General features: G+C 50.2%; 13 protein-coding genes. 9 read left to right on the top strand and 4 right to left on the bottom strand.

Going from position 1 to position 13557, the window contains the following annotated elements; translation table 11 throughout:
* Positions 1–43: 43 nt before the first annotated feature.
* Positions 44–694: a response regulator transcription factor RcsB gene (gene rcsB / locus EQY_RS0114760; RefSeq protein ID WP_001516743.1), complete on the bottom strand. Its 651-nt coding sequence runs from the start codon at positions 692–694 to the stop codon at positions 44–46.
* Between the two features lie 16 nt (positions 695–710).
* Positions 711–3383, bottom strand: a complete 2673-nt coding sequence (gene rcsD / locus EQY_RS0114755) for a phosphotransferase RcsD (RefSeq protein ID WP_001249070.1) — start codon at positions 3381–3383, stop codon at positions 711–713.
* A gap of 737 nt (positions 3384–4120) precedes the next feature.
* Here rcsD and ompC point away from each other — a divergent pair.
* From ompC to mqo, 6 genes are all read left to right on the top strand, one after another.
* Positions 4121–5227, top strand: coding sequence for a porin OmpC (gene ompC, locus EQY_RS0114745; RefSeq protein ID WP_000865604.1), 1107 nt, complete (start codon positions 4121–4123; stop codon positions 5225–5227).
* Between the two features lie 111 nt (positions 5228–5338).
* Positions 5339–6394, top strand: a complete 1056-nt coding sequence (apbE, locus tag EQY_RS0114740) for an FAD:protein FMN transferase ApbE (RefSeq protein ID WP_000405667.1) — start codon at positions 5339–5341, stop codon at positions 6392–6394.
* A 73-nt stretch (positions 6395–6467) separates the two neighbouring features.
* Positions 6468–7532 (top strand): bifunctional DNA-binding transcriptional regulator/O6-methylguanine-DNA methyltransferase Ada, encoded by a 1065-nt coding sequence (gene ada, locus EQY_RS0114735; RefSeq protein ID WP_000786436.1) that lies wholly within the window; start codon positions 6468–6470, stop codon positions 7530–7532.
* Positions 7532–8182: a DNA oxidative demethylase AlkB gene (alkB, locus tag EQY_RS0114730; RefSeq protein WP_000884980.1), complete on the top strand. Its 651-nt coding sequence runs from the start codon at positions 7532–7534 to the stop codon at positions 8180–8182. The genes ada and alkB overlap by 1 nt, the downstream gene beginning before the upstream one ends.
* Before the next feature lie 75 nt (positions 8183–8257).
* Positions 8258–9901, top strand: coding sequence for a microcin J25 efflux ABC transporter YojI (gene yojI, locus EQY_RS0114725; protein WP_000422165.1), 1644 nt, complete (start codon positions 8258–8260; stop codon positions 9899–9901).
* Between the two features lie 217 nt (positions 9902–10118).
* Positions 10119–11765, top strand: coding sequence for a malate dehydrogenase (quinone) (gene mqo, locus EQY_RS0114720; protein WP_000758079.1), 1647 nt, complete (start codon positions 10119–10121; stop codon positions 11763–11765).
* An 82-nt stretch (positions 11766–11847) separates the two neighbouring features.
* On the opposite strand, the gene eco is transcribed toward mqo, so the two are convergent.
* Both eco and yojO read right to left on the bottom strand, forming a co-directional pair.
* Positions 11848–12336, bottom strand: coding sequence for a serine protease inhibitor ecotin (gene eco, locus EQY_RS0114715; protein ID WP_000849223.1), 489 nt, complete (start codon positions 12334–12336; stop codon positions 11848–11850).
* 132 nt (positions 12337–12468) lie between these two features.
* Positions 12469–12633, bottom strand: a complete 165-nt coding sequence (gene yojO, locus EQY_RS26510) for a protein YojO (protein ID WP_021551082.1) — start codon at positions 12631–12633, stop codon at positions 12469–12471.
* 108 nt (positions 12634–12741) lie between these two features.
* Here yojO and napF point away from each other — a divergent pair, with 108 nt between their 5' ends.
* The 3 genes from napF to EQY_RS27300 all read left to right on the top strand — a co-directional run.
* The gene (gene napF, locus EQY_RS0114705) at positions 12742–13236 is read left to right on the top strand and encodes a ferredoxin-type protein NapF (protein ID WP_000686746.1); all 495 of its coding nucleotides are present in this window, start codon (positions 12742–12744) and stop codon (positions 13234–13236) included.
* On the top strand, positions 13226–13489 hold the full coding sequence (napD, locus tag EQY_RS0114700) for a chaperone NapD (RefSeq protein WP_000557384.1): 264 nt from the start codon (positions 13226–13228) through the stop codon (positions 13487–13489). Before napF ends, napD begins: the two co-directional genes overlap by 11 nt.
* The coding region (locus EQY_RS27300) for a twin-arginine translocation signal domain-containing protein (protein WP_138984119.1) at positions 13486–13557 on the top strand (72 nt) is incomplete at its 3' end. The genes napD and EQY_RS27300, both read left to right, overlap by 4 nt.

Raw genomic sequence — 13557 nt, 5'->3', positions numbered from 1 at the left:
ACGCCGCATCCGGCGGTCGGTGCTTATCTGGCCTGTCGGGAGATTACTCTTTATCTGCCGGGCTTAAGGTCACAGAAGAGAGATAGTTCAGCAGGGCGATATCGTTCTCGACACCCAACTTCATCATCGCGGATTTCTTCTGGCTGCTGATGGTTTTGATGCTACGGTTGAGCTTTTTAGCAATCTCGGTAACCAGAAAACCTTCTGCAAACAGGCGCAGTACTTCACTCTCTTTAGGTGAGAGACGCTTGTCACCGTAACCACTGGCGCTGATTTTCTCCAGCAGACGAGATACGCTTTCCGGGGTAAATTTCTTGCCTTTTTGCAGCGCGGCGAGGGCTTTCGGCAGATCTGTAGGCGCGCCTTGCTTCAGGACGATTCCTTCGATATCCAGATCCAGTACCGCGCTAAGAATTGCCGGGTTGTTGTTCATGGTCAGAACAATGATCGACAGGCTAGGGAAATGACGCTTGATGTATTTGATCAAGGTGATCCCGTCACCGTATTTATCTCCAGGCATGGAGAGATCGGTAATCAACACGTGCGCATCCAGTTTCGGCAGGTTGTTGATCAGTGCTGTGGAATCTTCAAATTCGCCGACAACATTCACCCACTCAATTTGCTCAAGTGATTTGCGAATACCGAACAGTACTATCGGATGGTCATCGGCAATAATTACGTTCATATTGTTCATGTAATAGGCTACCTTGCTACAGCAAGCTCTTGACATAGCTGTCAATGTCGCTGATGTATTTTTCTGTTCCTGGGACATCCTTCTCGCGAATAAGATGTTCCAGCGTTTCACATAACTGCTTGCCGGGTACCAGATTTAGCATGGCAAACACGCCTTTAAGACGATGAGCCGTTTGGGCTAATGCAGCAAAGTCACTGGTTGCTGCTTCAGTATACAGCCTCTTAACATCATCCGGTACTGTGTCTACAAAGAGCGCATAATAGCCGCTGGCATGGAGTTGTGCATTTTCATCTCCACCCATAGGCGATTCTGTCACCTCTTCCTGCGCCAGTTGCACTTCAATTAATTGTAAGACCGCTTCCTGCATAGCATTGCTCATATTGAAGTTGACGCACAATTGACCAGGCCCAATTTCCCGTACGCCAGACTCATCATCGCTTAAAAGCAAGCCAGAGGCAGTAAGATTAGACGGATTATCCGTTAAAAAGATATCATAATCCTGACTAATTAATCTTTCATCGGGTGTGATACAGGTTGCACCCCAATTTTCTAACTGGCGAGTGACAATATTCCGAATTTCTGTGGAAGTTACATCCACCATCACGGTGACATCATCCAGTAAACGTTCTTCTTCCTCTTCAACGTCCGGGGTAGCAGGGAGCATTTTTATATGCACGGAGTATCGTGTGCCAAGCCCGTCCCGCGTTTTAATATTTAAATGACCGCCCAGTTTTCGCGCTAGTTGATCACTTAACCAGAATGCCAGCGGGTCCGCCTTGCCATAGCGATCGCTTTGGGTCTGGTTGATGAACGGGAAGTGCAAATTATCCATTTCATGAATACTTACACCATCTCCGGTGTCAAGAATGCGGAAAGTCAGACGTTCGTCAGAGGATTCATCCTGATCAACCTCAAGGGTAATTTTCCCCAGTTGCGTTGAGGTGACGGCATATTGCATCAACAGCAGCAAAATACGGCGTAAAGCATCGCGATCGCCACGGCGCATATCGTGTGCTTTCAGATGATTGTTAATCAGCAGTTGCAGGCCTTTGCGTTTCATTGCTGGTAGCACTGCGGGCACTACTTCATCGATTAAATCCTGTACGGAGAAAAGCTCGGTCTCGCTCTTCCAGCTATCGTCCGCAAGAATATTCGCTAGCTGAATTTCATCGACCAGGCGCACCAGCACATCAGCTTGATTTGCCAGTTGTTTGCTTTCCGGGGAGTTGAGTTTAGCCGCACTCTCCGCCAGTGACCGTGCGGGTTCTTTCAGCGCATCGCCAATGTTTTGCATAAAGGCCATCCGGCCCTGCTGGTTTTTCTCATACAGGCGCTGTGCCTGCTTGAGTTTCTTGTTCACCAGCACCTCGCGATCCTGATCGCGAATGATGAAGATTTGCGTACGCGGCGCTATCTGGCTGCGGAACATGCGAATTTCATACAGCTCGTTATTGACGGTCGCCTGAATAATCCCCTGATGCTGTTCTGCCATGGTGGTGATGTTTTGCAGATTCAAATGCGGCAGCAGATGGTCGGCAATCTTATTGCTGATAACTGTGCGATTCGATTCCTGATCGTGAACCAGCAGACCGAGTGGCAGCAGTGACACAATCTCTTCATTTATTGCTCGCAAAATACGCAGTTCGTTATTCACTGCGGTGCTGGGAACGCTTTCTGTGCTGCGCCCGGAGAAATGGCGAAAGGTGGTGTAACCAAAAAGCGCCAGTGCCAGCAAACCGATATTCAGCAGCAGTGGCAGCAGAATATTTTGCAATGTATCCAGCAGCAAAGTGCCGTAAGGAACCTGCCAGACCAGCCGCATATCGGTGGAGTTGAGCGCCGAAGAGATTTCAATCTTCGAACTATTAAAGTTAATGCTGACGCTATCCGTTGCTTCTTTCTCATTATTATTGTTACCCGCAGTACCTGCTTCTGGTTCAAGACGGAAGCTATCCAGCGGCATCCCTGGCGGGATTAAATCATTAATAGGCAGATCAAATGCAACCACTGTTGCCAGATGTCCCGGCTGGTTAAAGGTTGTACGCAAGGTAAAATAATGACCGTTCTGCCAGGCAAGACGGCGCAGGTTAGAAAAACTTTCACGTTCATCCAGGGCGTTAGCCTGTTGCAGCATCTCTGCGCGACGAGAATCAACAATGTCACTGACGGTCGATTCTTTAAATCCGGAGGTGAGATCTTTTAACGGCAGGGTCGAGATAAGAATCAGGCTGTTATCCTGACCGTTCAGATAATACATCGACCACGGTACATTTTCTGCGCCCCATAATGTGTCCAGATAAGTAGACATTCGTTGGGTCATCTCAAGCGTTGAGTTGTCGTGAGAACCAAAGATCAGGGCTTCTGTTTTGCGACGCGGTTTTTCCAGATAGTAGACATCCTGTTTCAGACGCGTCTCTTGCAAACTTTCGCTGGTGGAAGGTGAAGTCGTTGCAGCGATGTTGTCGTAGATCTGCCAGGTCACGTAACGCCAGGTATCGACGCGCTTTTGTATAGCATGAGTAATGTCGACAATCTGGTAGCTTTTATCTTTCAGCCAGGCGTTGACTGCGCTTTGTACCATTACACCCATCATCACCAGCAACACAATGATCAACAGTAAAAAGAAGCGGGTAATGCTCCCCGGTAGGAGTGAAAAGCGGGTCGTGGCCGTTGTCTCTTTCTGACGCATTCGTGTTTATGACCTGTTAAAACTTCGCGAAGTGATAGGGCAGTATAAAGGGTACAGTGCGAAATTCCAGACTATTACCCGATAGATGATTCTCTATTCCTCAACGATATGTCTCGTTCTGCCAGATGAGAAATAGATGTACACACCGCATTCTGCTGTACAAATAATCTGCAAAAAAGAAGAGCGAAATTAATTACGGATAAAGAAAAGATGGCGGGAATTATATCTTGTTAATTTTTTGTGAATTATTAACAAGCGTTATAATTTTCCAGCGGTAGTACAAAAAAATAAAAGTTGTGTAAAGAAGGGTAAAAAAAACCGGATGCGAGGCATCCGGTTGAAATAGGGGTAAACAGACATTCAGAAATGAATGACGGTAATAAATAAAGTTAATGATGATAGCGAGACATATTTTAGTTGCGAGTGAAGATTTTGTTTTGGCATTCAGTGCTATCAAGTACTTAAGAATAAGTTATTGATTTTAACCTTGAATTATTATTGCTTGATGTTAGGTGCTTATTTCGCCAATCATCAAGAATCTTAAAAAGTTCCATCATATTTACATTTTGAAACATCTATAGCGACAAATGAAACATCTTAAAAGTTTTAGTATCATATTCGTGTTGGATTATTCTGCATTTTTGGGGAGAATGGACTTGCCGACTGATTAATGAGGGTTAATCAGTATGCAGTGGCATAAAAAAGCAAATAAAGGCATATAACAGAGGGTTAATAACATGAAAGTTAAAGTACTGTCCCTCCTGGTCCCAGCTCTGCTGGTAGCAGGCGCAGCAAACGCTGCTGAAGTTTACAACAAAGACGGCAACAAATTAGATCTGTACGGTAAAGTAGACGGCCTGCACTATTTCTCTGACAACAAGTCAGAAGACGGCGACCAGACCTATGTACGTCTTGGTTTCAAAGGCGAAACTCAGGTTACTGACCAGCTGACCGGTTACGGCCAGTGGGAATATCAGATCCAGGGCAATACCTCTGAAGACAACAAAGAAAACTCCTGGACCCGTGTGGCATTCGCTGGTCTGAAATTCCAGGACGTTGGTTCTTTCGACTACGGTCGTAACTACGGCGTTGTTTACGACGTAACTTCCTGGACCGACGTACTGCCAGAATTTGGTGGCGACACTTACGGTTCTGACAACTTCATGCAGCAGCGTGGTAACGGCTTCGCGACCTACCGTAACACCGACTTCTTCGGTCTGGTTGACGGTCTGAACTTTGCTGTTCAGTACCAGGGTAAAAACGGTAGCGTAAGCGGCGAAGGCATGACCAACAACGGTCGTGGTGCTCTGCGTCAGAACGGCGACGGCGTTGGCGGTTCTGTTACTTATGATTACGAAGGCTTCGGTATCGGTGCTGCAGTTTCCAGCTCCAAACGTACCTGGGATCAGAACAACCTGGGCTTCATCGGTACTGGCGACCGTGCTGAAACCTACACCGGTGGTCTGAAATACGACGCTAACAACATCTACCTGGCTGCTCAGTACACCCAGACCTACAACGCGACTCGCGTAGGTACCCTGGGTTGGGCGAACAAAGCACAGAACTTCGAAGCTGTTGCTCAGTATCAGTTCGACTTCGGTCTGCGTCCGTCTGTAGCATACCTGCAGTCTAAAGGTAAAAACCTGGGTGTCGTTGCTGGTCGTAACTACGACGACGAAGATATCCTGAAATATGTTGATGTTGGTGCTACCTACTACTTCAACAAAAACATGTCCACCTACGTTGACTACAAAATCAACCTGCTGGACGACAACCAGTTCACCCGCGCTGCAGGCATCAACACTGATGATATCGTAGCTCTGGGTCTGGTTTACCAGTTCTAATCTCGATTTATATCGAACAAAGGGCCTGCGGGCCCTTTTTTCATTGTTTTCAGCGTACAAACGCAGTTTTTTGGTGTACTCTTGCGACCGTTCGCATGAGGATAATCACGTATGGAAATAAGATTTACCCGCGTGGCATTGCTGGCTGCCGCGCTCTTCTTTGTTGGTTGCGATCAAAAAACACAACCCGCCAAATCCCACGCTACTGAAGTTACCGTTCTTGAAGGCAAAACGATGGGAACCTTCTGGCGTGCCAGCATCCCTGGCATTGACGCCAAACGCAGTGCTGAACTTAAAGAGAAGATTCAGACCCAGCTGGACGCCGACGATCAGCTGCTTTCGACCTATAAAAAAGACTCCGCGCTGATGCGCTTTAACGACTCGAAAAGTTTGTCGCCGTGGCCGGTAAGTGAAGCGATGGCCGATATCATCACCACCTCGCTGCGCATTGGCGCCAAAACCGATGGCGCGATGGATATTACTGTCGGGCCGCTGGTGAATCTGTGGGGCTTTGGCCCGGAACAACAGCCAGTACAAATCCCGAACCAGGAACAGATCGACGCGATGAAAGCCAAAACAGGTTTGCAGCACCTGACGGTCATTAATCAGTCGCATCAGCAATATCTGCAAAAAGATCTGCCGGATTTATATGTCGATCTCTCCACCGTCGGCGAAGGTTATGCGGCAGATCATCTGGCACGCTTAATGGAGCAGGAAGGTATTTCCCGCTATCTGGTGTCGGTGGGGGGCGCGCTGAACAGCCGTGGCATGAACGGCGAAGGGCAGCCGTGGCGGGTGGCGATCCAAAAACCGACCGATAAAGAGAACGCGGTTCAGGCCGTGGTGGATATCAACGGTCACGGGATTAGCACCTCCGGCAGCTATCGCAACTATTACGAACTGGACGGCAAACGCCTTTCCCATGTTATCGATCCGCAAACCGGGCGTCCCATTGAGCACAATCTGGTCTCCGTGACGGTGATTGCCCCGACGGCGCTGGAAGCCGACGCCTGGGATACAGGTTTGATGGTGCTCGGGCCGGAGAAAGCCAAAGAAGTCGTTCGTCGGGAAGGGCTGGCGGTCTATATGATCACCAAAGAGGGCGATAGCTTTAAAACCTGGATGTCGCCGCAGTTTAAAAGCTTCCTTATTAGCGAAAAAAATTAAAGCGCAAGATTGTTGGTTTTTGCGCGATGGTGACCGGGCAGACTAAAGGCTATCCTTAACCAGGGAGCTGATGATGAAAAACGCCACACGCTTAACTGATGATCAACGCTGGCAATCTGTCTTAGCCCGCGACCCGAACGCCGACGGCGAATTTGTCTTCGCCGTGCGCACCACGGGCATCTTTTGCCGTCCGTCTTGCCGCGCCAGACATGCCTTGCGGGAAAACGTTTCTTTCTATACGGATGCCAGCGAGGCGCTTGCCGCTGGCTTTCGCCCCTGCAAACGTTGTCAGCCAGACAAAGCCAATCCCCAGCAACATCGCCTTGATAAAATTACCCACGCCTGCCGACTGCTGGAACAGGAAACGCCTGTAACGCTGGAAGCCTTAGCCGACCAGGTGGCGATGAGTCCGTTCCATTTGCATCGATTGTTTAAAGCGACGACTGGAATGACGCCTAAAGCCTGGCAACAGGCCTGGCGCGCTCGTCGTTTACGGGAATCTCTGGCAAAAGGGGAAAGCGTGACTCAGGCGATTCTCAATGCCGGATTCCCCGACGGCAGCAGTTACTACCGTAAAGCCGATGAAACGCTGGGCATGACGGCTAAACAGTTTCGTCACGGTGGCGAAAGCCTGGCTGTGCGTTATGCGCTGGCTGATTGTAAGCTGGGTCGTTGCCTGGTGGCAGAAAGCGAGCGGGGGATTTGCGCGATATTACTGGGTGATGATGACGCGACATTAATCAGTGAACTGCGGCAGATGTTTCCCGCTGCCGACAACGCACCCGCTGACCCGACGTTTCAGCAACGCCTACGCGAAGTGATCGCCAGCCTCAATCAGCGCGATACGCCGCTGACGTTGCCGCTGGATATTCGCGGCACCGCTTTTCAACAGCAAGTCTGGCAGGCGCTGCGTACCATTCCTTGCGGTGAAACTGTGAGTTATCAGCAACTGGCAAACACCATCGGCAAACCGAAAGCGGTACGTGCCGTGGCAAGTGCCTGCGCCGCCAATAAGTTAGCGATCGTTATACCTTGTCATCGGGTGGTACGTGGTGATGGCACACTTTCCGGTTACCGCTGGGGTGTTTCGCGTAAAGCACAGTTGCTACGCCGTGAAGCTGAAAACGAGGAAAAATAATGTTGGATCTGTTTGCTGATGCTGAACCGTGGCAAGAACCCCTGGCACCTGGCGCGGTGATCCTGCGCCGTTTTGCCTTTAATACTGCGGAGCAACTGATGCAGGGAATCAGCAATGTCGCCCGCCAGTCACCGTTTCGCCAGATGGTTACCCCCGGCGGATATACCATGTCGGTGGCAATGACCAACTGCGGGCGTCTGGGCTGGACCACCAATCGGCAGGGTTATCTCTATTCGCCCATTGATCCGCAAACAAATAAACCGTGGCCCGCCATGCCGCAGAGTTTTCATAATTTATGTCAACGTGCGGCTACGGCGGCGGGCTATCCAGATTTCCAGCCTGATGCTTGTCTTATCAACCGCTATGCCCCTGGCGCGAAACTGTCGTTACATCAGGATAAAGACGAACCGGATCTGCGCGCACCGATTGTTTCTGTTTCTCTGGGCTTACCCGCGATTTTTCAATTTGGCGGCCTGAAACGAAATGATCCGCTAAAAAGATTGTTGTTGGAACATGGCGATGTGGTGGTATGGGGCGGTGAATCGCGGCTGTTTTATCACGGCATTCAACCGCTCAAAGCGGGCTTTCATCCACTCACCGCCGACTGCCGCTACAATCTGACATTCCGTCATGCAGGTAAAAAAGAATAAAAATAAGAATTATTATTGCTGTGCGCGCGGAGATGTTTAAACTGCGGGCTGTAATTCATTGTCCGGGTTTTCTGCATGGAACTTCTTGTACTTGTCTGGCGGCAGTATCGCTGGCCATTTATCAGTGTGATGGCGCTAAGCCTCGCCAGTGCGGCATTAGGCATTGGCTTAATTGCTTTTATCAATCAGCGCCTTATCGAAACGGCGGATAACAGTCTGCTGGTGCTGCCGGAGTTTCTGGGTTTATTGCTGTTGCTAATGGCAGTGACGCTGGGATCGCAACTGGCACTTACTACGCTGGGGCACCACTTCGTTTACCGACTGCGTAGCGAATTTATCAAGCGGATTCTGGATACCCACGTTGAGCGTATCGAACAACTCGGTAGCGCCTCATTGCTGGCGGGGTTAACCAGCGATGTGCGCAATATCACCATTGCTTTTGTTCGTTTGCCGGAACTGGTGCAGGGGATTATTCTCACTATCGGTTCAGCGGCGTATTTGTGGATGCTGTCGGGCAAAATGTTGCTGGTAACGGCAATCTGGATGGCGGTCACCATCTGGGGCGGTTTTGTGCTGGTGGCGCGGGTATACAAACATATGGCGACCCTGCGTGAAACCGAAGACAAGCTGTACACGGATTTTCAAACCGTTCTGGAAGGGCGCAAAGAGCTGACCCTGAACCGTGAACGCGCCGAGTATGTGTTTAACAACCTCTACATTCCTGATGCGCAAGAGTATCGCCATCATATTATCCGCGCAGACACCTTCCATCTTAGTGCTGTGAACTGGTCAAACATCATGATGTTGGGTGCTATCGGCCTGGTGTTCTGGATGGCGAACAGTCTCGGTTGGGCTGATACCAACGTTGCCGCGACCTATTCGCTGACGCTGTTATTCCTGCGCACGCCGCTGCTTTCTGCGGTTGGCGCATTACCGACGCTGCTGACGGCTCAGGTGGCGTTTAACAAGCTGAACAAATTCGCGCTCGCGCCTTTCAAAGCGGAGTTTCCACGCCCGCAGGCGTTTCCCAACTGGCAAACGCTGGAGCTGCGTAATGTGACGTTTAGTTATCAGGACAACGCGTTTTCCGTTGGGCCGATTAACGTCACCATCAAACGTGGCGAACTGCTGTTTCTGATTGGTGGCAACGGTAGTGGAAAATCGACGCTGGCGATGTTGCTGACGGGGTTGTATCAGCCGCAAAGCGGTGAAATTTTGCTGGATGGTAAACCCATCAGCGGCGAAAAACCGGGAGATTATCGCAAACTGTTTTCGGCCGTGTTTACCGATGTCTGGCTGTTTGATCAACTGCTGGGGCCGGAGGGTAAACCTGCTAATCCGCAACTGGTTGAGAAGTGGCTGGCGCAGTTGAAAATGGCTCATAAGTTGGAGTTAAGTAACGGGCGTATTGTTAACCTGAAGTTATCAAAAGGGCAGAAAAAACGCGTGGCGCTGTTGCTGGCGTTGGCAGAAGAACGCGATATTATCCTGCTGGATGAATGGGCGGCGGATCAAGACCCACACTTCCGCCGTGAGTTTTATCAGGTGCTGCTACCGCTGATGCAGGAGATGGGAAAAACTATTTTCGCCATCAGCCATGATGACCATTACTTTATCCACGCCGACCGCCTGCTGGAGATGCGCAACGGGCAACTTAGCGAACTGACGGGCGAAGAGCGCGATGCTGCTTCGCGTGATGCTGTTGCCCGGACGGCATAATATTTTGACGCTGACCTGGCGGCTCGCTGCCGCCAGGTCAATATTCTAAAAATCCCTTCATTTCTAATAACCCTATAATTAATCAACGAAATTATAATGTTTCTAAAATTAGAATATAATTTATAAACATTATTTAAATGTTGTTACTTAAGTGTTACCGTTGATGCCGCGCAAATCTCACCTGCAATAAAGCGACTAAAAGTAAGGCATTAACAAGATGAAAAAAGTGACTGCCATGCTCTTCTCGATGGCCGTGGGGCTTAATGCCGTTTCGATGGCGGCAAAAGCGAAAGCGTCCGAGGAGCAGGAAACTGATGTACTGTTGATTGGCGGCGGCATTATGAGCGCCACGTTGGGGACCTATTTACGCGAGCTGGAGCCTGAATGGTCGATGACCATGGTGGAGCGCCTGGAGGGTGTCGCGCAGGAGAGTTCGAACGGCTGGAACAACGCCGGAACCGGGCATTCTGCACTGATGGAACTGAACTACACCCCGCAAAACGCCGATGGCAGCATCAGTATTGAAAAAGCAGTCGCCATTAACGAAGCATTTCAGATTTCCCGCCAGTTCTGGGCGCACCAGGTCGAGCGCGGCGTGCTGCGTACTCCGCGTTCATTTATCAATACCGTTCCGCACATGAGCTTTGTCTGGGGCGAAGATAACGTCAATTTCCTGCGTGCCCGCTATGCGGCATTGCAACAAAGTTCGCTGTTTCGCGGTATGCGTTACTCTGAAGATCACGCGCAAATCAAAGAGTGGGCTCCGTTAGTGATGGAAGGGCGCGATCCGCAGCAGAAAGTGGCGGCTACACGCACAGAAATCGGCACTGATGTGAACTACGGTGAGATCACCCGCCAGTTAATTGCTTCCTTGCAGAAGAAATCTAACTTCTCGCTGCAACTCAGCAGTGAAGTCCGCGCCCTCAAACGTAATGACGATAACACCTGGACCGTCACCGTTGCCGATCTGAAAAACGGCACAGCACAGAACATCCGCGCGAAATTTGTCTTTATCGGCGCGGGCGGTGCGGCGCTGAAGCTGTTACAGGAATCGGGTATTCCGGAAGCGAAAGACTACGCTGGTTTCCCGGTTGGTGGGCAGTTCCTTGTTTCGGAAAACCCGGACGTGGTTAACCATCATCTGGCGAAGGTCTATGGGAAAGCCTCCGTTGGCGCACCACCGATGTCGGTTCCGCATATCGATACCCGTGTGCTGGACGGTAAACGCGTAGTGCTGTTTGGGCCATTTGCCACCTTCTCAACCAAATTCCTCAAAAACGGTTCACTGTGGGATCTGATGAGTTCCACCACCACCTCTAACGTGATGCCGATGATGCACGTCGGGCTGGATAATTTCGATCTGGTGAAATATCTGGTAAGTCAGGTGATGTTGAGTGAAGAGGATCGTTTTGAAGCGTTGAAAGAGTACTATCCGCAGGCGAAAAAAGAGGACTGGCGTTTGTGGCAAGCAGGACAGCGTGTGCAGATTATCAAACGCGATGCCGAGAAAGGCGGCGTGCTGCGTCTGGGTACAGAAGTGGTCAGCGACCAGCAAGGAACCATTGCCGCGCTGCTGGGGGCATCGCCGGGGGCGTCAACTGCCGCGCCGATTATGTTGAATCTGCTGGAAAAAGTATTTGGTGATCGTGTTTCCAGTCCGCGATGGCAGGCCACGTTGAAAGCGATCGTTCCGTCTTATGGCCGTAAGCTGAACGGCGATGTGGCGGCAACAGAACGCGAGTTGCAGTACACCAGCGAAGTGCTGGGGCTGAAATACGATAAGCCGCAGGCGGCAGACAGTACGCCGAAACCGCAGTTGAAACCGCAACCCGTTCAAAAAGAAGTGGCGGATATTGCGTTGTAATGATGTGCCACATCCGGCATGGTATGCCGGATGTGGCGTAACCGTCTTATTCGGCCTACGGGGTGCCGCACCTCACAGCAGTTTAGCGAACTACCGCGTTGTCAATTTTCTCTTCCGCCTTCCAGACCCGGTACTTCACATCCACATTGTCTGGCGTATACACCACGATCGGCAGCTTACTGTTGTAACGCAGCATTCCAGCATCGCCCAGATACGCGGTGACAAATTTCTTCTCTTTCTTGCCATCCGGGCAGACCATCATCGTCGAAACCGGGGAGCTTACTTTATCAAAGACATAATAATCATAGCCCCAGCCTTCCAGCGTTTTGCTTTCCAGCTTCCCGCCGAGACGATGCAAATTGCAATCGACTTCCAGCGTCTGACCGATTAACAGTTCTACTTTCAGGGTAGATTCATCTTCTTGCGGAGTTAACTGAATCACCTGACGCTTCATGCCTTTTTCAGCTTGTGGATAAGGCGCTACTTTCTCCAGTGGCTGGACACTCTCTGCCGCCCAGGCGGAGGTGGTAGCGAAAGCGGCAAACAATACTGCAGGTAGAATGGTCTTCATTTTTGCTTTCCTTCTTCATTTATAGGTTTTCACCGATGATGTCGCTGAAGGTTAACATATTCATCAGATTTATTAATTTGCTTTATGAATAACTTAAAGAATATTCAGACAATTTTACCTGCCCTTTTAGTGTTAAATTCTGATGAATGGTGAAGCCTGGAGAAATATTTCTGGTGAATTAATCGCTATATAAATATGTTTATAACCATTTGAAATGTGAGCAAAAGCTCGTTTTTGCCACTCTTCCCACCACTCTTTTGATCCTGCTACAGGTTTTACCCCGATCGGGGTATGCATCTTTGACACATCCTTTAATATCTTAGCGGCTATAAAAATGGCTTATTAATTATGCGGTTTATTTGGTCGCTCTCAGTTTTCAGAGCGCGTTAATGATGGAAGGTCAATGTGAAGATTGATGCATCCCGTCGGGGCATACTCACTGGTCGCTGGCGCAAAGCCAGTAACGGTATACGTCCGCCCTGGTCCGGTGATGAATCTCATTTTCTGACCTATTGCACCCGCTGCGACGCCTGTATTAATGCTTGTGAAAACAACATTCTGCAACGCGGCGCGGGTGGCTATCCGAGCGTTAATTTCAAAAATAACGAGTGCAGCTTCTGTTACGCCTGCGCGCAGGCTTGCCCCGAATCGCTATTTTCTCCGCGCCACACCAGGGCCTGGGATTTGCAGTTCACCATTGGGGACGCGTGCCTGGCGTATCAGTCAGTTGAATGCCGCCGCTGTCAGGATAGCTGCGAGCCAATGGCAATTATCTTTCGCCCGACGCTCTCCGGGATCTACCAGCCGCAACTTAATAGCCAACTTTGCAACGGATGTGGAGCATGTGCAGCCAGCTGTCCGGTATCAGCCATAACTGCGGAGTATCTCCATGCACACTAACTGGCAAGTTTGCAGCCTGGTCGTGCAGGCCAAAAGCGAACGAATTTCAGACATCAGCACCCAACTGAACGCCTTTACCGGCTGTGAAGTTGCTGTCAGCGACGCGCCGAGCGGTCAGTTGATTGTGGTGGTGGAAGCAGAAGACAGCGAAACGCTGATCCAAACCATTGAGTCAGTACGCAACGTAGAGGGCGTGCTGGCGGTGTCGCTGGTTTATCACCAGCAGGAAGAGCAAGGTGAGGAAACACCATGAAACTCAGTCGTCGTAGCTTTATGAAAGCTAACGCCGTTGCGGCCGCTGCGGCGGGCGCCCGGCCTCTA

This window comes from Escherichia sp. TW14182 (genome assembly GCF_000208525.1).
GTDB classification, from domain to species: domain Bacteria; phylum Pseudomonadota; class Gammaproteobacteria; order Enterobacterales; family Enterobacteriaceae; genus Escherichia; species Escherichia ruysiae.
Note: the sequence above shows the minus strand (reverse complement) of the source record. Positions and strands in the feature narration are given on the sequence as shown.